This is a genomic window from Enterobacter wuhouensis (assembly GCF_004331265.1).
In the GTDB taxonomy this organism is placed as follows: domain Bacteria; phylum Pseudomonadota; class Gammaproteobacteria; order Enterobacterales; family Enterobacteriaceae; genus Enterobacter; species Enterobacter wuhouensis.
Genome location: NZ_SJOO01000002.1, coordinates 406,513 through 430,105, shown reverse-complemented (window position 1 = coordinate 430,105; position 23,593 = coordinate 406,513). Strand labels below are relative to the sequence as shown.

The window sequence follows — 23,593 nt, the reverse complement described above, 5'->3', positions numbered from 1 at the left end:
TTTGGGGAGAGGGTTAGGGTGAGGGGAACACATCTGAGGTACTCCCATGAAACTCCCACTCCTGTTCGCGCTCCTCGCCTGCACCCTGCAACCCGCCTTCGCCGCCGCCATTCCCGTTCGCGTCGCCGCCGTGGAGCAGACCGCCCACGCCGCCGAGCGCCAGATCCCGGGCCGCATTGAGGCTATCCACACCGTTGAGCTGCGCGCGCGTACGGAAGGCGCAATCGTCAAAGCCCCGTTCCGCGACGGACAGTACGTGAAAAAAGGCGATGTGCTGTTCGAGCTGGACGATGCCGAGCCGCGCGCCGCGGTGCGTCTGGCGCAGGCCGAAGTAAAAAGTGCAGAAGCCACGCTGCGCCAGGCGCAGCAGCAGCTTTCCCGCTTTGAAAGCCTGGGCAGCAGCAACGCCATCAGCCGTCACGACGTGGATAACGCCCGCATGCAGCGCGACGTCGCCAGCGCGGCGCTGGAGCAGGCGAAAGCACGTCTCGAAACCCGCAACGTCACCCTGAGCTATACCCGAATCACCTCGCCGATTGACGGGCGCGTGGGGCACAGCAACTTCCACGTCGGCAGCCTGGTCAACCCCGCAAGCGGCGTGCTGGTGGAGGTCGTGCAGCTCGATCCCATCCGCATCGCCTTTGCGCTGGAAGAGGGAGCCTTTGCCACCAAAGCCGGACAGCATCCTGATATTAACTCCATGAAAAAGGCCTGGCAGGCGCTTATCGACAGCAACGGCCAGCGCGTCAGCGGTGAACTGACCTCCGTGGACAACCGCATCGACCCGCGCACCGCCAGCGTGATGCTGCGCGCCGAGTTCGCTAACCCGCGCCATCAGCTCCTGCCCGGCGGTAACGTTAACGTCTACCTGCGCCCGACCAGCGAGCAGCCTGTCCTGACCCTGCCCGCCGCTGCCGTACAGCAGAACGGCGACGGGTTCTTTGCCTGGGTGGTTAACGCCGACGGCAAAGCCGAAATGCGTCCGCTACAGGTCGCCGGACAGATTGGCCAGCAGTTCCAGATTTCATCCGGCGTGAAGCCCGGTGAGCGAGCGATTACTGATGGCGCGCAGCGCGTGCAGCCCGGCGCCGCCGTCCAGATACTGAATTAAGGAGCCATCATGCTGACGTTTTTCATCAAACGCCCGCGCTTCGCGATGGTGATTGCGCTGGTCATCACCCTGCTGGGGGCCATCGCGCTGAGGATTATTCCCGTAGAGCAGTACCCGCAGATCACGCCGCCGGTGGTGAATGTGTCAGCTTCATGGCCCGGCGCCAGCTCGGCTGACGTGGCAGAAGCGATAGCCACGCCGCTGGAGACCCAGCTGAACGGCGTGGATCACATGCTCTATATGGAGTCCACCAGCTCGGACGAAGGCACGTACAGCCTGAACATCACCTTTGCGGCGGGGACCGATCCGGACCTCGCCGCCATCGACGTGCAGAACCGCGTGGCGCAGGCCGTGGCGCAGCTGCCGACCGAGGCGCAGCAAAACGGCGTGCAGGTCCGCAAGCGCGCCACCAACCTGATGATGGGGGTAAGTCTTTACTCACCGAACAACACCCACACGCCGCTGTTCGTCAGCAACTACGCCAGTACCCAGGTGCGTGAGGCGCTGTCACGCCTGCCGGGCGTCGGGCAGGTGCAGATGTTTGGCGCGCGCGACTACAGCATGCGCATCTGGCTGCGTCCGGACCGCATGAACGCCCTGAACGTCACCACCGACGACGTGGCGCAGGCGCTGCGCGAGCAGAACGTGCAGGGGGCGGCAGGCCAGGTCGGCACGCCGCCGGTGTTTAACGGCCAGCAGCAGACCCTGACCATTAACGGGCTGGGGCGCCTGAATCAGGCCGAAGACTTTGCCGACATCATTATCCGAGCGGGCGAGATGGGCCAGCTGGTGCGCCTGAAGGACGTCGCCACCATCGAGCTCGGCTCGCGCAGCTACAGTTCCGGCGCGCAGCTGAACGGGCACGACTCCGCCTACCTCGGCATCTACCCGACGCCGTCCGCCAACGCCCTGCGCGTGGCCGATGCGGTGCGCGCGGAGCTGGAGCGCCTCTCGACGCGCTTCCCGGACGACCTGGTCTACGAGGTGAAATTCGACACCACCTCCTTTGTTGCCGCCACCATTAAAGAGATCGGCGTCTCGCTGGCGCTCACCATGCTGGCGGTTGTGGTGGTCGTTTCCCTGTTCCTGCAAAGCTGGCGCGCGACGCTGATTGTCGCGCTCGCCATTCCGGTGTCGCTGGTGGGCACCTTCGCGGTGCTCTACACGCTCGGCTACTCCGCCAACACCCTCAGCCTGTTCGCCATTATTCTGGCGCTGACCATGGTGGTGGATGACGCCATCGTGGTGGTGGAGAGCGTCGAAACGCTGATGGCGGAAGGGCAGAGCCGCACGGCGGCGACCGCGCTGGCGTTGCGCCAGATCGCCGGGCCGGTCATCGCGACGACGCTGGTGCTGCTGGCGGTGTTTGTGCCGGTGGCGCTCCTGCCGGGGATTGTCGGCGAGCTGTACCGCCAGTTCGCGGTGACGCTCTCCACCGCCGTCACGCTCTCAAGCCTGGTGGCGCTCACCCTGACGCCCGCTCTGTGCGCGATGCTGCTGCGTCCGCGCCCGGAAAAACCTGCCGCGGTTTATCGCGCCTTTAACCGCGGGCTGGACGCCACGCGCGGTTTCTACACCCGCATCGTGAACGTATTAAACCAGCGCCCGTGGCTGGCGCTGCTGGCTACCTCGGGCGCGGCGGCGGTGGTGGCGTTCAGCTTTACGTCGATGCCAAAAGGCTTCCTGCCGCAGGAAGACCAGGGCTACTTCTTCGCCAGCGTCCAGCTGCCGGAAGCGGCCTCGCTGGAGCGCACCGAGGCGGTGATGACCACGGCGCGCGAATTAATAATCAAAAATCCGGCGGTGGAGGACGTGATTCAGGTGTCCGGGTTTAACATCCTCAACGGCACCAGCGCCTCCAACGGCGGGTTTATCTCCATCATGCTCAAAGACTGGAGCGAGCGCCCGCCGCTGGACGAGGTGATGGGCACCCTGCAGCGCCAACTGCTGGCTCTGCCGGAAGCAACCATCATGACCTTCGCGCCGCCGACGCTGCCGGGGCTGGGCAACGCCTCCGGCTTCGACCTGCGCATTCAGGCGCAGGCGGGGCAGAGCCCGGCGGAGCTGGAGCGCGTGACGCGCGAGGTGCTGGCGAAAGCCAACCAGCATCCGCAGCTGAGCCGCGTGTTCACCACCTGGAGCAGCAACGTGCCGCAGCTGACGCTGACCGTTGACCGCGAGCGTGCCGCGCGCCTCGATGTGCCGGTGTCGCGCATCTTCAGCAGCCTGCAGACCGCCTTTGGCGGCACGCGCGCCGGGGATTTCAGCGTCAACAACCGCGTTTACCACGTGGTGATGCAGAACGAGATGCAGTGGCGCGAGCGCGCCGAGCAGATAAGCGAGCTGTTCGTGCGCAGCAACAGCGGCGAGCGGGTGCGCCTGAGCAACCTCGTCACCATCACGCCGACCGTCGGCGCGCCATTTCTGCAGCAGTACAACCAGTTCCCGTCCGTGTCGGTGAGCGGCTCGGCGGCGGCTGGGGTGAGCAGCAGCACCGCGATGGCGGCGATGGGCGAGCTTCTGGCGGAGAATCTGCCAGCGGGATACGACTACGCCTGGAGCGGCATGTCGTATCAGGAGCAGCAGACCGGCAACCAGGCGATATGGATCGTGCTGGCGGCGGTGGTGATGGCGTGGCTGTTCCTCGTCGCCCAGTACGAGAGCTGGACGCTCCCGGCGAGCGTGATGCTCTCGGTGCTGTTCGCCATCGGCGGGGCGCTGGTCTGGCTGTGGTTAGCGGGCTACGCCAACGACGTGTACGTGCAGATAGGCCTGGTGCTGCTGATCGCGCTAGCGGCTAAAAACGCAATTCTTATCGTGGAGTTTGCCCGCGCGCGGCGCATGGACGGGATGACGATTGTCGATGCCGCAAGGGAAGGGGCCTCGCGCCGCTTCCGCGCGGTGATGATGACCGCCGTGTCGTTCATCATTGGCGTCCTGCCCATGATGCTGGCAACCGGGGCCGGTGCCCAGAGCCGCCGCATCATCGGCACCACGGTGTTCAGCGGCATGCTGGTGGCAACCGTGGTAGGGATCCTGTTTATCCCGGCGCTGTTCGTGCTGTTCCAGCGCCTGCGCGAGTGGGGTCACGGCCTTACGGACTCGTCGCCCACAGCTCGCAGTGCTTCTGCACCAGAGAAATCAGCGAGCCGCCGTCGGCGATAAACTCCCGCATGCGCTGCGCCTCGCTCTTGCCCTGCTTTAACAGCAGGGCAATTTCATTGATCGCGCTCGTCGCGCCGAGCTTCTCGGCCGACGGCGCAACCTGCTCCAGCAGCCACGAAATGTCTTCCGCCACGGTTTTGTGCTCACCGGTGTGCACGTCCGTCAGGATCCCCTCCAGCCCGTAGCGACACGCCTGAAAACGGTTAAAGCGGTACAGCAGAAAATCTTTTTCCTGATGCTTATAGGGCCGCGTGGTTAGCAGCCAATGCGACGTCGCCTGAATAAGCCCGGCGATGTTAATCGCGTGGCCGAGCGTCAGCGGCGTATCCATCACCCGCACCTCCACGGTGCCGAAGTGCGGGCTGGGGCGGATGTCCCAGTGCAGATCCTTAATGCTGTCGATCATGCTGGTGGAACTCAGGCGGCGGAACAGCCCCTCGAACTCCTGCCAGCTGTTGACCCACGGCATCTGGCCGTTATCCGGAAAGCCTGAGAAGATGTTGAGCCGCGATGAGGAGAACTTCGTGTCGGTGCCCTGCATATACGGCGAGGCGGCCGCCAGGGCGATAAAGTGCGGCACGAAGCGCGACAGGCCGTGCAGCAGATAAATCGCGTCGTCTCCGGTCCGGCAGCCGACGTGCACGTGCTGGCCGAACACCGTCGCCTGCAAAATCAGATAGCCAAAGCGCTCCAGCGTGACGTTATAGCGCTCGTCGTCGCACACCTCCTGACGCTGCCACTTCTGGAACGGGTGCGTCCCGCCGCCGCAGATCTGGATATGCTGCTCCGCCGACGCGCGCAGGATGCTCTGCTGCATCACCGAGAACTGCGCCGCCGCCTGGTCGATGGTCTGGCACACGCCGGTGGCGATTTCGAGCATGCTCTCGGTGATGTCGTGTTTGACTTCGCCACCTTTGATGTCGTCTTTGACGGCGGCGATGAGCGCGGAGGAGTCCTGGCTCAGGTCGTAGCCCGGCGGGTTAACCACCTGTAGTTCGAGCTCGATGCCGAGGGTGTAGGGTTCAGAGGATTTAAAGTCGGGTAGGGGCATGGTGCACTCCGTTGGCTGTTGTGTGTTGAGTATAGACAACGACGTGGCGCTCACTTTTCAGGGTGGTATAACTGTTAGCAGGCTTAGCGAAAAGGGGAGTTAACCATGTCTGACAATCCAGTGATTGCGCTGATTGGGCCTGGCGCAATTGGGACCACCATCGCCGCGGTACTGCATGACGCGGGCCGTACGCCGCTGCTGTGCGGACGCACCGCGCATCCAGAGTTGCGTCTTCGCCACGACGGGGGCGAAACCGTGGTGCCCGGCCCGGTATTGACCGATCCGTCCGTCATTACGCGCCCCGTCGATCTCGTTTTCGTGGCGGTAAAGACGACGCAAAATGCCGACAGCGCCGGATGGCTGCGCGCGCTGTGCGATGAAAATACCGTGGTCTGCGCGCTGCAAAACGGCGTGGAGCAAAAAGCCCAGCTTGAGCCTTTGGTTAATGGTGCAACGGTGCTGCCGTCGGTGGTGTGGTTTCCGGCCCAGCGTGAGCCGGATGCGTCCGTCTGGCTGCGTGCCAAACCGCGCCTAACGCTGCCGGACGTGCCGCAGGCGCAGCGGGTGGTGGAGGCGCTTCGCGGAACGCGCTGTGAAGTTGAGCTCTCGGCAGATTTCCCTACCGTCGCCTGGCGCAAGCTGCTGCAAAACGCGGTCGCCGGGCTGATGGTGCTGGCCAACCGCCGCGCCGGGATGTTCAGGCGCGAGGATATTAGCGAGCTTGCGCTGGCCTACCTGCGCGAGGGGCTTACCGTCGCCCGTGCCGAAGGGGCGAAGCTGGACGATGACGTTGCTGAGGATATTCTGGCGAAGTTCCAGCGTGCGCCTGAGGATTTGGGCACGTCGATCCTTGCTGACCGTCAGGCCGATCGCCCGATGGAGTGGGACATCCGCAACGGCGTGATCCAGCGCTACGGCCGCAGGCACGGTATTGCGGTGCCCATCAGCGACGTGGTGGTGCCGCTGCTGGCGGCGGGGAGCGAGGGGCCGGGTTAACGGCCGCTGTTTTTCCGTTCGGCAAAGTAATGGGCGGCCGTGCTGCCCATCGCTTTTCTAAACAAGGTGATAAACGTATTCATACCTGAGAGTGGCGGCGGGCCGATAGAGAGGAAGGGAGATGAATATGAATGTCCGCTCTGTGCCAACAGCAGACATTGGCTTACTAGGAAAGTTGCCGTGATGTGTTTTCATCTACGCTGGTTACATTAGAATAGCTTCGTTGAAAACGAGAGAACCGGAGTGAAAATGTTTGCTGATTTTGGTGTCGTGAATTTCTGGACGTACCTGCTTGGTGCAACGCTGATAGTCCTTGTACCTGGCCCTGAAACCATGTTCGTGATTAAAACGAGCATTACCAGCGGCATCAAGCGGGGCTTTGCTGCAATATTTTCCATTCTGCTGAGCGACGTTATTCTGGTTCTGCTGGCATGGTGTGGGCTGGCGGCGGTCATAAGCTCAACTCCTGCCTTGTTTAACGCCATCAAGTACGCAGGCGCTGCTTATCTTTTCTATCTCGGTGTCCAGACAATACGCGCTATCTTCAAGCCAGCTGTCGAAACGAGTGAGGAAAAGAAAGCTTCAGCTGATGCCGGGGGGATCATCGGACGCGGAATGTTGGTTACGCTATTGAATCCAAAGACGCTGCTGTTCTATATCTCTTTCTTCGCCCAGTTCATTAATGTTCAGGCTGAACACTCCTGGATGGCTTTTATCATTCTGGCAGCAGTAATGTTCGCAATTACTCTCGTTTATTTCGGCTTTCTCGTTTTCTGCGGCTCTTATCTGCTAAGCCGTTTGAAAGGCAACCGTAGATTATCAACCATTGGAAACGCGCTGGTAGGTATGTTCTTCATTGGATTTGCAGCGCGACTCGCAAGCGCAACCTCCTAACGAGACAGCTAAACCGCCTCACGGCGGTTTTTTTTATGTTCTTTTGATGGATAGGCCGTCTGCTATTCGCTCGTAGCAGACCTCGCAGTATGTCAGGCGATCCGCTTCATGCCAAAAGCGGACATGATTAGCAATTTAATCGTTCATGCTCGATATCCCTGATTTATCCGCCTCAACACTTACGCTGACATTCAGTCTTTTCGCTTCCATAGTTATCATTTTTTGAGCAAGAGCCATGTCCCCACCATGCACACGGTCTATCAATGTCTGTACGATTGTCATCATTAAAAATGGCTGATTGGCAGGATAAAAATCTGCCATATTTATGCCGTAATCTGATATTTCTTGGTGCGCGGCTTTCTCTGTTTTTTCAACAATGTTAGCCACTTCCTCAGTCATTTTATCGATATGGCTGAAGACAACACGATTGATAATGTTAATTTGTTCAGGAGTGAAGGTCTTTTCCATCCGGACTCGCCTTTTAGGTTGTAAGTATCCTGAAGAATATCATGTTTTGACCTGACGACCGGATGCGTGATTTTGCCTTGTCTTTACTAGTCAGGGTTAAGGGCCGTTTTCGCCAAGATTAGTAAATGATCATTATTTAAGTTCAACATTATGCCCGCTTTTCGCGCTTCACAGACATCCAACAAACAACATTGTATTTTGCATAAGACCGAAATCCCGCTTCTTACCCAGCAGAACCCCGGCCTACCATCACCCGCCTCAGTGCGCCGTGATATAAGGCTCCTTTACAAACTCCGCCAGCAGCCAGACCATATCATGCAGCAGCCCGGTGAGTTCTTTCGCCACGCTTGCAGGCAGCGTTCCGCCCATCACTGCCAGCGTTAACGCCACGGCATAGTCCACCTGCAGCGTCGTCTCCTGCCAGCAGTCCGGCACGCATGAGTTGATCTTCTCCCCCGCAATCAGCTGTTCAACCAGATACTGCGGGAGTTCAGCATCGCAGCATTCACGCAGTCGCTTTAGCGCCTCCAGCAATCGCTTTCAGAGCGTGGCAAACGTCACTGCGTCGTCAGTTTCCACCAGCACGCTCACATACGCGGTGCAGGCGTCGGCCAGTTCAAAGAGATCCGCAGATTCGGAAACGGGTAAGTTGATGAGATGATGAACGGCGCTTTCTTCAGAAAGCGCATAAGAAAACTCAGGGATAGTCGCCATTTAGCATCCTCTTTAAGTAAGAAATGTCACGTTATGCTAACGGGTTCCTACGCCCGGTTACGGATGTGCCGCAACGCAGGCACTGTACGACCGCGAAGAAGGGATTAAAAGGGATAACCCTGAATTACATAAGGTTGCTTGCAGGTATGCGAGGCGGCTTCCAGATCGGCATTGCCGGGTGGCGGCTACGTCTTATCCGGCCTACAACAACCACCAACCAAACCCACCGGGCGCGGCGGTTACCCCTCGCTCATCATTGCCAGAAACCGCTTCACCGTCCGCGAACGCTCAAACCGCCGCCAGCAGATGGCGATATCGGTATAAAGCGCCGGCGCGCTCAGCGCGTGGTAGGTGACATTCGGCTGTGAAATGGCCGCCATCGACTGCGGCACCAGGGCGAACCCGCCGCCCGCAGAGACCATGCTCAAAGAAGATGAAAGCTGGGACGACTGCAGCGCGCGTTTTACGTCAATCCCGGCCCGCTCGCAGCAGCCGTACACGCGGTCGTACAGCCCCGGCGCGACCTCCTGCGGAAACAGCACCACCGGCGTATCACGAAGCTGCTCCAGCGCCAGTTCACCGCACGCTGCCAGCGGGTGGTCGCGGTGCAGCGCCACCACCATCGGCTCTCGGTCAAGGATTTTCAGGTCAAACGCCTTGCTGCTTTCGCACGGCAGCCGCACAAAGGCGATATCCAGCTCCCCCTCCGCCAGCATCGTCATCAGCGACGACATGTTTGCTTCCACCTGATGAACCCGCACCGCCATGTTCTGCACCTGGTACTGGCGGATCAGGGTGAAGATTTTGGGATGAAAGGCGTCGGAGCTGGTGATGCCAATCGACAGGCTGCCGTTCAGCCCGCGCGCGATGCCCCGGGCCTTCTCCAGCGCGGCGTCGCTCATCGCCAGGATCTTGCAGGCGTCCTCGTAGAAGGCTTCTCCCGCCTCGGTGAGCTCCACGCCGCGCGTCAGGCGCCTGAACAGCGGCGTGCCCACTTCCTCTTCGAGCCGCTTGATCTGCTGACTCAGAGGAGGCTGTGAAATACCCAGCGCTTTGGCCGCCTTCGTGAAGTGTCGCTCGCGTGCCACGGCGACAAAATACCGCAGATATCGAAGTTCCATATCAAAAACGTCTCAAACCAGCATAGTTTCTATATTGGAACTCTCTGCTGAATCGGGTCAACATTTATTTAACCTTTCTAAATAAAGTTGAAGAGGACGAGCACGATGATGCATTCATCTGCCTGCGACTGTGAGGCCAGCCTGTGCGAGACCCTGCAGGGGTTCTCCGCCCGGCATCCTGACAGCGTGATCTATCAGACATCGCTAATGAGCGCCCTGCTAAGCGGCGTGTACGAGGGGGAGACCACCATCGCCGATCTGCTGGCACACGGTGATTTTGGTTTGGGGACCTTCAACGAGCTGGACGGTGAAATGATTGCCTTCAGCAGTCAGGTGTACCAGCTGCGCGCCGACGGCAGCGCCAGGGCCGCGAAGCCAGAGCAGAAAACGCCGTTCGCGGTGATGACCTGGTTCCAGCCGCAGTACCGTATCACCTTCGATGCGCCGGTCAGCCGCCAGCAGATCCACGACGCAATCGACCAGCAGATCCCCTCAGACAACCTGTTCTGCGCGCTGCGCATTGACGGCAACTTCCGCCACGCCCACACCCGCACCGTACCGCGTCAGAAGCCGCCGTACCGCGCGATGACCGACGTGCTGGACGACCAGCCGGTGTTCCGCTTTAACCAGCGCAAGGGCGTGCTGGTCGGGTTCCGCACGCCGCAGCACATGCAGGGCATCAACGTGGCGGGCTATCACGAGCATTTCATCACCGACGACCGTCAGGGCGGGGGCCATCTGCTCGACTACCAGCTGGAGAGCGGCGTGCTCACCTTCGGCGAAATCCACAAGCTGATGATTGACCTGCCCGCCGACAGCGCGTTCTTACAGGCCAACCTTCACCCGAGCAACCTTGATGCGGCCATCCGTTCCGTCGAAAACTAACAGGAGAACACCGTGAACAGTGAGAAACAGTCGCGTCAGTGGGCGCACGGCGCCGATATGGTCGTTGCCCAGCTGGAAGCGCAGGGCGTGAAGCAGGTGTTCGGCATTCCGGGCGCGAAAATCGACAAGGTCTTTGACTCCCTGCTGGACTCCTCCATCGAGATTATCCCCGTGCGCCACGAGGCGAACGCGGCGTTCATGGCGGCGGCGGTAGGGCGATTGACCGGCAAGGCCGGGGTGGCGCTGGTCACCTCCGGGCCGGGCTGTTCAAACCTGATCACCGGCATTGCCACCGCTAACAGCGAAGGCGACCCGGTAGTCGCGCTGGGCGGGGCGGTGAAGCGCGCGGATAAGGCGAAGCTGGTCCACCAGAGCATGGACACGGTGGCGATGTTCAGCCCGGTGACCAAATACGCCGTTGAAGTCAATTCACCGGAGGCGATTGCCGAGGTGGTGTCGAACGCCTTTCGCGCCGCCGAACAGGGCAGGCCGGGAAGTTCGTTCGTCAGCCTGCCGCAGGATATTGTCGACCAGCCCACCGCGGGCGCGATTTTGCCCGCCAGCGGTCCGGCGCTGATGGGCCCGGCACCAGAGTCAGCCATTAACGACGTGGCGAAGCTGATTGAAAAGGCTAAAAACCCGGTGATTTTGCTTGGCCTGATGGCAAGCCAGCCCGCCAACAGCGCCGCACTGCGCACGCTGCTGGAGAAAAGCCGTATTCCGGTCACCAGCACCTATCAGGCCGCCGGGGCGGTGAATCAGGAGCACTTCACCCGCTTTGCCGGACGCGTCGGCCTGTTCAACAACCAGGCGGGCGACCGGCTGCTGCACCTGGCGGATTTGATTATCTGCATCGGCTACAGCCCGGTGGAATACGAGCCGTCCATGTGGAACAGCGGCGACGCGACGCTGGTGCATATCGACGTGCTGCCCGCCTACGAGGAGCGCAGGTATGTTCCCGATCTCGAACTGGTGGGGGACATCGCCGAAACGCTGAATCAGCTCGCCAGCCGCATCGACCATAAGCTGGAACTCAGCCCGCGCGCCACGGAGATCCTCGTCGATCGCCAGCATCAGCGCGATCTCCTCGATCGCCGCGGCGCCTCGCTCAACCAGTTTGCCCTGCATCCGCTGCGCATCGTGCGCGCCATGCAGGACATCGTGAACAGCGACGTAACGCTCACCGTCGACATGGGCAGCTTCCACATCTGGATCGCCCGCTATCTCTACAGCTTCCGGGCGCGTCAGGTGATGATCTCCAACGGTCAGCAGACCATGGGCGTTGCGCTGCCGTGGGCGATTGGCGCGTGGCTGGTGAACCCGGGCCGCAAGGTGGTATCGGTCTCCGGCGACGGCGGCTTCCTGCAGTCCAGCATGGAGCTGGAAACCGCGGTGCGCCTCAACGCCAACGTGCTGCACATCATCTGGGTGGATAACGCCTACAACATGGTGGCGATTCAGGAAGAGAAAAAATACCAGCGGCTTTCCGGCGTGGAGTTCGGCCCGGTCGATTTCAAAGCCTATGCCGACGCCTTCGGCGCGAAAGGCTTTGCCGTGGAGAGCGCGGACGCGCTTGAGCCGACGCTGCGCGCGGCAATGGATGTCGACGGCCCGGCCGTGGTGGCCATTCCCGTCGACTACAGCGATAACCCGCTGCTGATGGGCCAGCTCCATCTCAGCCAGATTTTATGAATCACTATAAGGACAGAGACATGCAAAAAGTAGCTCTCGTAACCGGCTCGGGCCAGGGGATTGGTAAAGCGATCGCGCTTCGCCTGGTGAAGGACGGCTTTGCCGTCGCCATCGCGGATTACAACGAGGAGACGGCGAAGGCCGTGGCCGATGAAATCATCCGCAGTGGCGGCAAGGCCGTCGCGGTGAAGGTGGACGTCTCTGACCGCGACCAGGTGTTCGCAGCGGTGGAAAAAGCCCGCACCGCGCTGGGCGGATTCAACGTTATCGTCAACAACGCCGGGGTCGCGCCGTCTACCCCTATCGAATCCATCACGCCGGAGATTGTCGACAAGGTTTACAACATCAACGTGAAGGGGGTCATATGGGGCATTCAGGCCGCGATTGACGCTTTTCGCAAAGAGGGGCACGGCGGCAAGATCATCAACGCCTGCTCCCAGGCGGGCCACACCGGCAACCCTGAACTGGCGGTCTACAGCTCCAGCAAGTTCGCGGTACGCGGCTTAACCCAGACCGCCGCGCGGGACCTCGCGCCGCTGGGGATCACCGTTAACGCCTACTGCCCGGGCATCGTCAAAACGCCGATGTGGGCGGAAATCGACCGTCAGGTCTCCGAGGCGGCGGGTAAACCGCTCGGCTACGGAACCGAAACCTTTGCCAAACGCATTACGCTTGGCCGTCTGTCCGAGCCTGAGGACGTGGCCGCCTGCGTTTCATACCTCGCCGGACCGGACTCCGACTACATGACCGGCCAGTCGCTCTTGATTGATGGTGGGATGGTGTTTAATTAAATTCTAATAAGCTCTGACATGAACTTTCCCCTGCACGATTGCAGGGGCTTTTTTTTGTCTCCTCAGCCATTGTGCATTACACTGCGCGCTGCAAAACTTTAGTCTCAGAGATCTGACAGGCGGTAACAGCGATGAACGGTACAATCACAACGTGGTTTAAAGATAAAGGCTTCGGATTTATCAAAGATGAAAACGGCGACAACCGCTATTTTCATGTGATTAAGGTCGCCAACCCTGATCTGATTAAGAAAGATGCGGCGGTGACCTTCGAGCCAACCACCAACAACAAAGGCCTTTCCGCGTATGCGGTGAAGGTGATCCATGAAAGCAAGCACCTCTTTATCGCGGGCGAGCGCGTAAAGCTCACCTCGATCAAATCTTTCGTGGTGTTCAGCGAAGAAGAGCCGGTTGATGCCAAAATCGACAAAGAGAACGCGGTGCTGTCGGTAGGGCTGCTGATGAACAGCATCAAGCCGAAGTCCGATAAAAAGCCGGGCGAAACGCGTTCGGTGAAGAAGCTGGCGATCACCACCTTCCAGAACACGACGATGATCTTTACCGAAGATGAGATCGACATCGACGCCACGGTGAAGCTGCTGAAGTAACGTTTTGCCGGGTGGCGGCTACGCCTTACCCGGCCTACGAAACCCGTGCGGCGCTCGCCGCCGCACGGTTTATCCCATCCTGTGCTCGCCCCTTAACATCGCCTCACGGTCAAACACCCGCTGGATCTCCCCGTGCGCCATAAACGCCGCCCGGTCGGACATATGCGCAATCACGTCCGCATCGTGGCTCACCAGCAGATAGGTCATGCCGTGCTCGGCCTTCAGGCGGTTCAAAAGATTGAGAATTTCCGCCTGCACCGACATATCCAGCGCCGAGGTCGGCTCGTCCAGCAGCAGAAGCTGAGGCCGCAGCAGCAGCGCCCGGGCAATGGCCACGCGCTGGCGCTGTCCGCCGGAAAGCTGATGCGGATAACACCTGCCCGCGTCGGCTGAAAGACCAACCTGCCGCAGCGCATCCGCTACCTTTTCAGGAACCTGCTTTTCGCCGTGGATGTGTAACGGCTCCGACAGGGTGCGCTCAACGGTGTGGTTCGGGTGCAAAGAGGCCCACGGATCCTGAAACACCATCTGCACGTTGCGGCGAAGCTCGCCTTCAAAACGTCGTCCTGGCCGTAGCGCGCCTCCCAGGATCGAAATGCGGCCGTTCCACTCGCGCTGCAGCCCCGCCAGCACGCGAAGAATAGTCGATTTCCCGCAGCCGGATTCACCTATCAGGCTGAAGGTTTCGCCTTGCTCGATGGCAAAGCTGGCGGCGGACACCGCCGTTTTCTCTCCGAAGCTCACCTGGAGCTGATTGACTTCAACGAGCGCCATTGTCGGCCTCCTTCCACGGCTGCGAGCGGTCCAGCGTCGGCAGCATCTGGCCGTAGGTTTCCGCATTGGGTCGGCAGGTCCACAGGGTGCGCGTATACGGATGCGTCGCCTGCGAAAGCCGGTTCGCCGCCATCTCGTCTACCTTTTCACCCTGATACATCACCAGCACGCGGTCGCAGTGTTCCGCCACCAGCGGCAGGTCGTGGCTGATCAGCAGCATCGCCATCTGCCGCGCCTCGCACTGCTCCACCAGCAGCTCGAGGATCTGATTGCGCAGGCGGGCGTCCAGCGCGGAGGTGGGCTCGTCGGCAATCAGCACCTGCGGGTTGTTGATGAGCGCAATGGCGATCATCACCCGCTGGCCCATGCCGCCCGAGAGTTCGCCGGGGTAGCGCTGGAGTACCTGCTCGTTCAGCCCGACGGCGCGGATGACGTCGTGAATGCGCGCCAGGCGCTCGGCGCGGGGCAGGCGCTGATGAAGCGTTAGCGCCTCATCAAGCTGGGCGGCAACGTTTTTCACCGGATTCAGGGCGTAGCGCGGGTCCTGCAGGACCATCGCAATCCCGTTGCCGCGCAGCGCCTGCCAGCGTCGGCTGTTCAGGGTCAGCAGGTCGTTGCCGAGTACGTTAAGCTGGCGGGCGCTCACGATGCCGGGCCTGCGCACCAGCCCCATCAACGCACGGGCTGACATCGATTTGCCCGAGCCGGATTCCCCCACCAGCGCCAGCCGCTCGTTGCCAAGCGTGAAGCTCAGATTATTCACCACGCGCGCGGCGGGGTAGTCGATATTCAGCGCATCGACGATGACGCGTTGTTCAGTCATGCTGTGGCTCCAGTACGTCGCGCAGGCCGTCGCCCAGCAGGTTAAAGGCCAGGCTGGCAAACAGGATCGCCCCGCCCGGAATGGCGGCAATCCACCACTGGTCGAAAATGACCTGCATGCCGTCGGCGATCATCGCGCCCCATTCGGCCATCGGCGGACGCGCGCCAAGGCCGAGGAAGCCCAGCCCGGCGGCTGCCAGAATAATCCCCGCCAGATCCAGCGCCAACCGCACAATCGCGGACGGCAGGCACAGGGGCAGAATATGGCCGACCAGCAGGCGCGGGCCGCGAATGCCCATCATCTCGGCGGCGGCGAGGTAGTCGCTGTGGCGCAGGCGCTGGATCTCGCTCCGGGCCTGACGCGCGTAGGCGGGCCAGGTGGTCAAGGCCAGCGCCAGCGCGCCGTTGACCAGCCCCGGGCCGAGCATCGCCACAAACGCGAAGGCGAGGATCAGGCGCGGCATCGACATCACCACGTCGGTAAAGCGCATCAGGATGCGCTCCAGCCAGCCGCCGTAGTAGCCGGACAAAATCCCCACCAGCAGCCCCGCGGGCAGGGTGATAACGGTGACTAGCGCCACCAGCCCGAGCGCCGGACGGGTGCCGTAAATCAGGCGCGAGAGCAGGTCGCGCCCGTAGCTGTCGGTGCCCAGCCAGTGCTGGTGATTCGGTGCCTGCAGGCGCGCGGCGGCGTCCTGCCAGTTCGGGTCAAGCGGCGCAAGCCACGGCGCGAGCAGGGCGATAAGCACCAGCAGCGCGATGGCACTCAGCCCGCAAAACGCGGCAGGGGAGCGGCGCAGGCGGCGTAAGAAAAGATAAAACGGCATTAGCGTACCCTGGGATCGGTTGCCCGCACGAGCAGGTCGGTAAGGTTGTTGATCAGCACAAAGCTCACGCCAATCAGCAGCGTGCCGCCCATGATGGCGGTGGTGTCTCCGGCGAACAGGGCCGTGGTGAGATAGCGCCCGATGCCCGGCCACGAGAAGACGGTTTCTGTCAGCACCGCGCCCTCCAGCATGCTGGTGTAGGCCAGCGCAATCACCGTCAATAGGGTGCTGCGAATGTTCGGCAGCACGTGGCGCAGCAGAATAGTCATCTCCCCGGCACCCTTGGAGCGGGCAAGCAGAATGTACTCTTTGTTCATCTCGCTCAGGCAGGCGGAGCGCGTCAGGCGCGTGATGCTCGCCAGCGAGTAATAGGCCAGCAGCAGTACCGGCAGCACCAGGTGGCTGATGGCGTTGCGGAACGCCTCGCGGTCGCCGGAAAGCCAGGTATCAATCAGCGCAAAGCCGGTGCGCGGTTCCACGGTAAACTGCCAGATATCGTCCAGCCTGCCGGGGCCCGCGCTCCACTGCAGCTTCGCGTAGAACAGGGCCAGCATCAGCAGGCCGAGCCAGAAAATCGGCACCGAGTTGCCGAGTAGGGTAAGCGTTCTAATGGCGAGATCGAGCGGCGAGCCGGCGTAGCGGGCGCAAAGCACACCGGCAATTACGCCGAGGACGGACCCGATGATTAACGCCAGCGTGGCCAGCTCCAGCGTAGCGGGGAACGCGTGGAGTAAGTCCTGCAACACCGGCTGCCCGGTGGCGCTGGCCGTGCCTAAATCACCGTGGGCCAGGTTTTGCAGGTAGTTCCAGAACTGCACGGGCAGGGGCCGATCCAGCCCGAGCTGGTGGCGTACCTGATCGTAGGTAGACTGGCTGGCGTGATCGCCCACGATCTGCAGCACGCGATCGACAGGTGAAAATGCCGAGAGCGCAAACGTGACGAGCAGCAGCCCGAAGAGCGTGAGCAGCAGGGTCAGCAGACCCTGGAGCACGCGGGTGGAAAGATGTGGCATGGGAAAATCGTTATCCTGAAAATATGCACGGACGACCCCCTCTCCCTTTGGGAGAGGGCGGGGGTGAGGGGGAACAGGCGACTCTGTTGCGCGATGTTGCCCTCACCCCAACCCTCTCCCACGGGGAGAGGGAGAAAGGCTACTTCGTGACGCGATCGTACCAGACCATATCCGCGTTCAGCCCCTGCTGATACCCCTTCACGTTATCGCGCACCACGATCTGGGTTTTACCCTGATCGACGAACACGTACGGTGAGCTATGCTGCAGCTGTTCCTGCATCTTCTTGTACAGATCCAGACGCTTCGCCGGGTCCGGCTCGGCCACCGCCGCCAGCGTCGCCTTGTTCAACTCGGGAATTTTCCAGCCGTTAAGCCCGGCCACGGTGCTGGATTTGCCGTCGTTCCACGCGAAGGCGCTGGCGTTAGAGTGCGCGTCGAAGTAGTCCGGGATCCACAGACGGATCGCCGCCTGATGCTGCTTAGCGCGCACGCGGGCATAGACCTGGCTCCCGGCGGCAGGCAGCAGATCGACCTTCACGCCGCCCTGGGCAAAGCTCGCCTGCATCGACTGGGCGATGGTGATAAACGGCGGCTTGTTCTCCACGTCCAGCGTGAAGTGCGCGTCCTTAATGCCCGCTTTGGCGAGGATCGCTTTCGCTTTTGCAGGGTCAAACTTGAACGGATTATCTTCCAGCGCGCCCGGCAGCCCGACCGGCAGGAAGCTCTGGTGTACAAAGTACTGGCCTTTCAGCAGGTCTTTGGTGATGCCTTCATAGTCCACCAGCCAGCGCGAGGCTTCCCAGAACGCCGGGTTGTTCAGCAGCGGGTTGGCGCTGTTGCCGGTGTTAAACACCAGATAGTTTTGCTCGGCGGACGGAATGCTCAGCACCTTCACGCCCGGCTTGCCGTCCAGGGCGCTTATCTGATCTGCCCCCAGGTCGCGCGCCACGTCCGCGTCACCCTGCTGGATCAGCAGGCGACGGGAGGCCGGGTCGGGAACGTTTTTAATGATGATGCTTTTCAGCTTCGGCGCGCCGCCGGGTGCGGATTCGTTGGCTTCCAGCACGATGGCCTGGTGCGGCTGATAGACGCGCATTTTGAACGCGCCGCTGCCCGCCGAGTGCATTTTCAGCCAGGCGTTACCGAAGTCGTTATCCTTCACGTTTGCCGCAACCTGCTTTTCATCAACGATGGAGGCAATCGGCGTGGAGAGGATATTCAGCGCCACCGACGGGCTGACGTCCGCCGTCCAGTGAAGCTGGAGGGTATGGTCGTCCACCTTTTTCAGCTGGCTGGCGATGTTGCTCGCGTCCCAGCCCAGCACGTTGAGAATAAACGCCGGAGATTTGTTCAGCGTCACGGCGCGGGTGTACGAGAAAATCACGTCTTCCGGGCGCAGCGGGTTGCCGGAGGCGAATTTCGCATCGGGCTTGAGTTTGATGGTCAGGGTTTTTGCTGCCGCGTCCGCGTCCCAGCTTTCTGCCAGAATTGGGGTGATTTTTTCCGGATTATCGCGGTCCGGCTGAACCAGACGCTGATACAGGCTCGGCACGGTCTGGATGCTGGAAAGCTCGTTGGCTTCGGCCGGGTCGAGGCTCACGATATCATCAAGGCCTTGGGCGACAACCAGCGTGTTGGGCGGAGTAGCGGCGTGGGCAGCGCTTGAGAGCGCAGCCAGCACCAGTAATGGCAGCAGTTTTTTAGTCATAGCGATCCCTGAAGAAAATATATTGTGATTGTTTTATGCTCCGCTACGGTAGGCTGACTAAGGATTTCCTCAAAGTCGAAATTCTGCTTTGCTTATGCCATCCGGGTATAACGCATTCGGCCTGGTTATTAGTCACGTCTCTTTTCGTCCGCTTTTTAACCTGCTATAACAAATCCCTTACCTTTCAGGGAGTCACCGCCGTGCCCGAAATCAACCATCATGGTCAAACCGTTAACGATATTGTTCCCGACTGGAAATGCGCGCAGGTATTAACCCGCACGGCGCTGACCGGCCAGTATTGCCGTCTGGAGCCGCTGGATGCGGACCGCCACTCTGCAGACCTGTTTGACGCCTACGCGCTGGGGGACGACAGCGACTGGACGTGGCTTGCCAGCACCCAGCCGGAAAGCGTGGAGGCCACCGCGCACTGGGTGCTGGGAAAGGTGCTGGATGATGACCTGGTGCCTTTCGCCGTTATTGATGTACAGACCGAAAAGGCGGTCGGGCTGGTGAGCTATATGGCGATCGAGCGGTTTCTCGGCTCGGTGGAAATCGGCCACGTCACCTGGTCGCGCAGGATGAAAGGCACCCGCATCGGCACCGAAGCGGTGTGGCTGCTGCTGAAAAATGCGTTTGAGCATAAGTACCGTCGGCTGGAGTGGAAGTGCGATTCGATGAACACCGCCTCTCGCCGCGCGGCGGAGCGGCTGGGGTTCGTCTGGGAAGGGCGGCTTCGCCAGAAGCTTGTGCGCAAAGGGCGCAACCGCGACAGCGATATGCTCTCTATTATCGACGGCGAATGGCCGCAGCGCGATGCGGAGCTGCGCGCCTGGCTGGCGGCGGAGAATTTTGACGGGGAAGGGCGGCAGGTTAAGCGGCTTGAGGATTTTCGTTTATAAGAACGTTTACGTAGGGTACAGCGAAATCCTGTGATTAATCTGCCGAAATCACGATTTCAATTAAGTTGGTTTTGCCGGACTGCAGTCCCTGAGTTACCGCGGCGGCGATGTCCGCCGCCTCTGTGACCCGACAGCAGCGAATGCCCATGGCGGTGGCGAGCGACTGAAAATCGATGTGCGGGTTAACCAAATCCATTCCGATAAAGCGCCCCAGCGTCGTCGAACTGTAGGTAGGCTGGCTCTTCATAAAGTTTTTGAGAACGTTGTACTCCAGGTTATTCATGACGATAAAGGTCACGGGAAGCTGTTCGTGTGCCGCCGTCCAGAGCGCCTGCGGGGAATACAGGGACGCGCCGTCGCCCATCAGGCACACTACCGGCTCGCGGCCCAGCCCCAGCGAGTGGCCGACTGCCGCAGGCATACCCCAGCCCAGCCCGCCGCCGCGCATAAAGTAGTAGCGCAGGTGCTGCTGGTCCGAGATCACCCGGCGAACGTGCCTTGCCGTTGCAATCGCCTCGTCGACAATCGTGGTGCCCGGCGGAACGGATTTAATCACCTCGTAGGCCGCGACCATCGGCGAAATCGCCGGGCGCAGCCGCTCGGCTGCCAGCCGTTCTTCCTGCTCCTGCCACTCTTTTTCACGTTCAGCGCGTGCCGCTTTGAGCAAGCGCTGATGCGTCAACTTGCTTGCCACCCGGCGCTGCTCAAGCTTCGGTAACAGTTCCTTCAGGGAGAGTTTGATATCCCCCATTACCGAGAGGCGCGTGGCGTAGGTGCGGCCCAGCTCGTTCATGTCGGCGGAGAGCTGGTATACCGCGCACGAACCCGGGATCGCGTCCCCTTCGCTGTACAAAATGGTGATCAGGCTTCTGCCGCCGATGATAAACACCGCGTCGTAGCCATTGACGATGCCGGCGATTTCGCAGGCGGTGGTGGGCATATTGCCGCGCCAGAGCGCGTGCTGTGTGGGAAAGGGCAGATTCAACGGCCAGGAGGAGCCGTAGACGTGGGCGCCGAGCGCTTCCGCAAGCTGGACTATCTCCTGCGTTGAGCCGCTGGAGTGTACTTCATCCCCCGCCACGATCATGATCCTGCCGGGCGTAACCTGGCTCAGCTCCTCCGCCAGTTCGTCCAGCGAGCCCGCCACGGTGTGGTAGTTCACCTTAGAGGCCGTTTGTATCCCGGCGTCGCTGAGCTCCTCCATCACGTTCATCGGCAGGGAGAGCAGCACCGGGCCCGCGGGAGGGTAGCTGGCAGCATGAAAGGCGCGGCGCACCAGAACCGGGAGCTGATCGGCGCTGGTGACCTCCTGCGCCCACTTCACCACCGGAGCACCGATGGAGACAATGTCATCGTACAAAAGCGGATCGCGCACGTAGTGCCGGGTGTCCTGCTGCCCGACGGTCACAACCAGCGGCGTTTTCATGATCCGCGAGTTGATTAAGTTTCCCATCCCGTGTCCGAGGCCGCTGGCGGTATGTAAATTGATAAAACCGGTTTTGCCGGAGGCTTTCGCATAGCCGTCGGCAATGGCAACCACGCTGCTCTCCTGGAGTGCCAGAATATAGTGAATGTTTTCATGCCGGAGCAGGGCGTCAATCAGCGGAAGTTCCGTCGTGCCGGGGTTGCCAAATATATATTCCACGCATTCACTCTCCAGTACGTCGAGGAGAATATCGGCACCTGAGCGCATATTTAAATCTGATAAGGACGTTAATGATTTAATCATAATGACACCTCATTCAGTATTAATTAAGTCATACTAAAATTCTTCCTGCGTCGGTCGGACAACAATTTCATTCACATCAACGTCGTTGGGCTGTTCGATAGCAAATAAAACGGAGCGGGCAATCGCGTCAGCCGAAATAGCCTGCTTATAAAACTCATGGAGAAATTTTTTACTCTCTTCGTCTGAGCTGCCGAACTGCAGCTCGCTTTCGACCGCGCCCGGAGAAATAAGGGTGGTTCGAATGGTCCTGCCCGCCTCCTGGCGAAGGCCTTCGCTCAGGGCGCGAACCGCGAATTTCGTGGCGCTGTACACCACGCCGCCGGGGGCCAGCACTTTGATACCCGCCACGGAGGCCACGTTGATAAAGTGGCCGCTTCCCTGGCGCTGGAATACCGGGAATGCCGCGGCGATACCGTACAGTACGCCCTTCAGGTTGGTATCAATCATCCGGTCCCACTCGTCGGTTTTTAGCTCGCTGAGGGGGGCGATAGCCATAAAACCGGCGTTGTTTATCAGCACGTCCACGCGCTGGTATGCCGCGACGGCAGCATCGATCGCCTTTTGCACCTCTTCCTGGCGCGTGACGTCGGCCTTTACGGCAATCGCCTGTCCGCCCTGCTGAATGATCCGATCCACCAGGGCGTTAATCCTCTCAAGGCGGCGCGCCACCAGGACCAGCGAAAATGCCTTATCCGCTAAATACAGAGCAATAGCCTCGCCGATCCCGCTGCTGGCGCCGGTGATAACAATAACCTTGTTTGCACTATTATTCATGATCTTATCTCACTGTTGTGTGATTCAAAAAATAAAAGGCAGGAAAGGATTAAAGAATAATGACAGATTCTTTAATCCTTAAAGCGATATATTGTATATTTTGAATGGAATGACATTCGATTAAACTTAATAGAGTTCAGGAGAGAGTGTCAATAACGTTTTAAATAATTAAATGCATTGCCGTGCTAATATTTAATTCTTATATGTAAAAGTGAATATTATCGAAATAAGGTTTGGCCTTGAAAATGCTCTCTTTTCGTATCATGGCGAAAGGTGTATTAAGACGCTCGCGGCCCTGCGAGCAGGGCCTGAGAATTAAATTTTGCCACTGTAGAGCACGGGGCCGGTGGGTTGGCCGGTGGGCGATCCCCCCTCGGGCTCGAGGCTTATGGCTATTATGGCGTCAGGAGTAAGGGTTTCGTTCTTCAGGACAACGCTCGTCGGTACAGCGTTATGCAGCAGGCCCAGGGAGATCGGGGCCTCACCGGCAGGGATCAGCCAAATCTGCAGGCTATTTTGCGCCGCGACGGCGTTCGGTCTGAGAGGGGTTATGCTCAGATACTGGCGGCGGGCGTCCGCACTGACAATCCACTGCCCGTGCTGTTGGGCATCGTTGAGCACCATCAGCGGTGCGAGTTCCGGCGTGCGGGTGGTATACCATGCTACCGCGCTAACGGCGGCGATGCCGGCCGCGACCATCCAGCCGAGATAAGGTCGGCTTTGGCGCAAAGGCTTTTTCGGCGGCAGATCGAGGGCGATCTTCTTCCACACCGTCTCGGGTGGGGTAACGGGCGCGAGATGGCTGTCGAGCGTGCTGAACGTTTCCTGCCAGTACGCCACGCGGGCGGCCAGTCCGGGATCAGCGGCAAGCCTTTTCTGGAACTGAAGCCGCGCCCCGCCGCGCAGGGTGCCGAGGGCATATTCCGCAGCCAGCATGTCATCGCGTTTTTCGCTGTCATTCATAGGCCCACGCACTCCCGAAGATGATCCATCGCGCGCCGGATCCAGCTTTTTACCGAGCCCACGGGCTGCTGGAGCCAGTCGGCAATGTCGCTGTGGGACATGCCCTGATAGTAGGCGAGCGTAATGCTCTGGCGCTGTTCGTGACTCAAATGTTCCAGACAATGCCTGAGCCGTGCTGCCTGCGCGTCGTCGTGCCAGTTATTCTGCTCATCGCTTTCGCTCAGCAGAATATCTTCCGAATACGACTCTTCACGGGCGGCAGCCCGGGTTTGCCCGCTGCGCAGCCAGTCAATACAGCGGTTGCGAACAATATGCGTAAGCCAGGTCATCGGGGAGCTCAGGGTGGCGTTATAGGTTTCGGCTTTACTCCAGACGGTGACAAAACAGTCGTGAAGGATCTCTTCTGCCCAGGCGCGATGGCGCAACATGCGCAGCGCGACGGCAAACAGGTGAGGCGAAGTGAGGCGGTAAAGTTGTTCAAATGCGCGGCGATCGCCGTTTGCGACCGCCTGCATTAATTTCAACTGCTGTTCAGCCAGCGCGTTATCCATGTTTTTCCCGGAAGGCAACGTCACACTTCCGAAGTATAGA

General features: G+C 60.3%; 21 protein-coding genes and 1 pseudogene. 9 read left to right on the top strand and 13 right to left on the bottom strand.

The genetic code is table 11. The annotated features are described in order from the left end of the window. The first annotated feature begins 46 nt into the window (after positions 1-46). Both E0L20_RS06095 and E0L20_RS06090 read left to right on the top strand, forming a co-directional pair. Positions 47-1,111: an efflux RND transporter periplasmic adaptor subunit gene (locus E0L20_RS06095; RefSeq protein ID WP_131633163.1), complete on the top strand. Its 1,065-nt coding sequence runs from the start codon at positions 47-49 to the stop codon at positions 1,109-1,111. 9 nt (positions 1,112-1,120) lie between these two features. Then, positions 1,121-4,276: an efflux RND transporter permease subunit gene (locus tag E0L20_RS06090; protein WP_131633162.1), complete on the top strand. Its 3,156-nt coding sequence runs from the start codon at positions 1,121-1,123 to the stop codon at positions 4,274-4,276. Here E0L20_RS06090 and E0L20_RS06085 read toward each other — a convergent pair. Beyond that, the gene (locus tag E0L20_RS06085) at positions 4,206-5,327 is read right to left on the bottom strand and encodes a YbdK family carboxylate-amine ligase (RefSeq protein WP_131633161.1); all 1,122 of its coding nucleotides are present in this window, start codon (positions 5,325-5,327) and stop codon (positions 4,206-4,208) included. The two genes, E0L20_RS06090 and E0L20_RS06085, sit on opposite strands and share 71 nt — an antisense overlap. A 105-nt stretch (positions 5,328-5,432) precedes the next feature. On the opposite strand from E0L20_RS06085, the gene E0L20_RS06080 reads away from it, so the two are divergent. Together E0L20_RS06080 and leuE are read left to right on the top strand one after the other, a co-directional pair. Continuing rightward, positions 5,433-6,323, top strand: a complete 891-nt coding sequence (locus E0L20_RS06080; protein ID WP_131633160.1) for an oxidoreductase — start codon at positions 5,433-5,435, stop codon at positions 6,321-6,323. Between the two features lie 249 nt (positions 6,324-6,572). Further along, entirely contained in the window at positions 6,573-7,217 is a 645-nt protein-coding gene (leuE, locus tag E0L20_RS06070; RefSeq protein ID WP_131633159.1) for a leucine efflux protein LeuE, read from the top strand. Between the two features lie 135 nt (positions 7,218-7,352). Here the strand turns inward: leuE and E0L20_RS06065 are convergent, their stop codons facing one another. The 3 genes and pseudogenes from E0L20_RS06065 to E0L20_RS06055 form a co-directional block, all read right to left on the bottom strand. Next, entirely contained in the window at positions 7,353-7,685 is a 333-nt protein-coding gene (locus E0L20_RS06065; RefSeq protein WP_131633158.1) for a nitroreductase, read from the bottom strand. A gap of 258 nt (positions 7,686-7,943) precedes the next feature. After that, positions 7,944-8,399 (bottom strand): annotated as a pseudogene (locus tag E0L20_RS06060) (hypothetical protein). A 239-nt stretch (positions 8,400-8,638) separates the two neighbouring features. After that, positions 8,639-9,520 carry a LysR family transcriptional regulator gene (locus tag E0L20_RS06055; RefSeq protein ID WP_131633157.1) on the bottom strand — a complete coding sequence of 294 codons (882 nt, stop codon included), beginning with the start codon at positions 9,518-9,520 and terminating at the stop codon, positions 8,639-8,641. Between the two features lie 105 nt (positions 9,521-9,625). On the opposite strand from E0L20_RS06055, the gene budA reads away from it, so the two are divergent. The 4 genes from budA to E0L20_RS06035 all read left to right on the top strand — a co-directional run bounded on the left by budA (position 9,626) and on the right by E0L20_RS06035 (position 13,493). Next, the gene (gene budA / locus E0L20_RS06050) at positions 9,626-10,405 is read left to right on the top strand and encodes an acetolactate decarboxylase (RefSeq protein ID WP_131633156.1); all 780 of its coding nucleotides are present in this window, start codon (positions 9,626-9,628) and stop codon (positions 10,403-10,405) included. Positions 10,406-10,417: 12 nt separating this feature from the next. Next, complete coding sequence (alsS, locus tag E0L20_RS06045; protein ID WP_131633155.1) at positions 10,418-12,097, top strand: acetolactate synthase AlsS; 1,680 nt, start codon at positions 10,418-10,420, stop codon at positions 12,095-12,097. A 20-nt stretch (positions 12,098-12,117) separates the two neighbouring features. Further along, complete coding sequence (locus E0L20_RS06040) at positions 12,118-12,888, top strand: (S)-acetoin forming diacetyl reductase (protein ID WP_119935169.1); 771 nt, start codon at positions 12,118-12,120, stop codon at positions 12,886-12,888. A gap of 131 nt (positions 12,889-13,019) precedes the next feature. Then, positions 13,020-13,493 carry a cold-shock protein gene (locus E0L20_RS06035; protein WP_131633154.1) on the top strand — a complete coding sequence of 158 codons (474 nt, stop codon included), beginning with the start codon at positions 13,020-13,022 and terminating at the stop codon, positions 13,491-13,493. 69 nt (positions 13,494-13,562) lie between these two features. Here the strand turns inward: E0L20_RS06035 and E0L20_RS06030 are convergent, their stop codons facing one another. The 5 genes from E0L20_RS06030 to E0L20_RS06005 all read right to left on the bottom strand — a co-directional run bounded on the left by E0L20_RS06030 (position 13,563) and on the right by E0L20_RS06005 (position 18,637). Then, complete coding sequence (locus E0L20_RS06030; protein WP_131633153.1) at positions 13,563-14,267, bottom strand: ABC transporter ATP-binding protein; 705 nt, start codon at positions 14,265-14,267, stop codon at positions 13,563-13,565. Beyond that, positions 14,254-15,090: an ABC transporter ATP-binding protein gene (locus E0L20_RS06025; RefSeq protein ID WP_131633152.1), complete on the bottom strand. Its 837-nt coding sequence runs from the start codon at positions 15,088-15,090 to the stop codon at positions 14,254-14,256. The genes E0L20_RS06030 and E0L20_RS06025 overlap by 14 nt, the downstream gene beginning before the upstream one ends. After that, the gene (locus tag E0L20_RS06020) at positions 15,083-15,916 is read right to left on the bottom strand and encodes an ABC transporter permease (RefSeq protein WP_131633151.1); all 834 of its coding nucleotides are present in this window, start codon (positions 15,914-15,916) and stop codon (positions 15,083-15,085) included. The genes E0L20_RS06025 and E0L20_RS06020 overlap by 8 nt, the downstream gene beginning before the upstream one ends. Continuing rightward, positions 15,916-16,929, bottom strand: a complete 1,014-nt coding sequence (locus E0L20_RS06015) for an ABC transporter permease (RefSeq protein WP_131633150.1) — start codon at positions 16,927-16,929, stop codon at positions 15,916-15,918. The genes E0L20_RS06020 and E0L20_RS06015 overlap by 1 nt, the downstream gene beginning before the upstream one ends. Before the next feature lie 139 nt (positions 16,930-17,068). After that, positions 17,069-18,637 (bottom strand): ABC transporter substrate-binding protein, encoded by a 1,569-nt coding sequence (locus E0L20_RS06005; RefSeq protein WP_131633148.1) that lies wholly within the window; start codon positions 18,635-18,637, stop codon positions 17,069-17,071. Between the two features lie 200 nt (positions 18,638-18,837). Here E0L20_RS06005 and E0L20_RS06000 point away from each other — a divergent pair, with 200 nt between their 5' ends. Next, a complete protein-coding gene (locus E0L20_RS06000) occupies positions 18,838-19,536 on the top strand; it encodes a GNAT family N-acetyltransferase (RefSeq protein ID WP_131633147.1) in 699 nt (232 codons plus the stop codon). A 34-nt stretch (positions 19,537-19,570) separates the two neighbouring features. Here E0L20_RS06000 and E0L20_RS05995 read toward each other — a convergent pair whose 3' ends face one another. The 4 genes from E0L20_RS05995 to E0L20_RS05980 all read right to left on the bottom strand — a co-directional run bounded on the left by E0L20_RS05995 (position 19,571) and on the right by E0L20_RS05980 (position 23,553). After that, positions 19,571-21,265 carry a thiamine pyrophosphate-binding protein gene (locus E0L20_RS05995; RefSeq protein ID WP_131633146.1) on the bottom strand — a complete coding sequence of 565 codons (1,695 nt, stop codon included), beginning with the start codon at positions 21,263-21,265 and terminating at the stop codon, positions 19,571-19,573. Positions 21,266-21,298: 33 nt separating this feature from the next. Beyond that, the gene (locus E0L20_RS05990) at positions 21,299-22,039 is read right to left on the bottom strand and encodes an SDR family oxidoreductase (RefSeq protein WP_131633145.1); all 741 of its coding nucleotides are present in this window, start codon (positions 22,037-22,039) and stop codon (positions 21,299-21,301) included. A gap of 315 nt (positions 22,040-22,354) precedes the next feature. Further along, positions 22,355-23,002, bottom strand: coding sequence for an anti-sigma factor (locus E0L20_RS05985; protein ID WP_131633416.1), 648 nt, complete (start codon positions 23,000-23,002; stop codon positions 22,355-22,357). Continuing rightward, positions 22,999-23,553 carry an RNA polymerase sigma factor gene (locus E0L20_RS05980; RefSeq protein ID WP_131633144.1) on the bottom strand — a complete coding sequence of 185 codons (555 nt, stop codon included), beginning with the start codon at positions 23,551-23,553 and terminating at the stop codon, positions 22,999-23,001. The genes E0L20_RS05985 and E0L20_RS05980 overlap by 4 nt, the downstream gene beginning before the upstream one ends. Between the last annotated feature and the right edge of the window lie 40 nt (positions 23,554-23,593).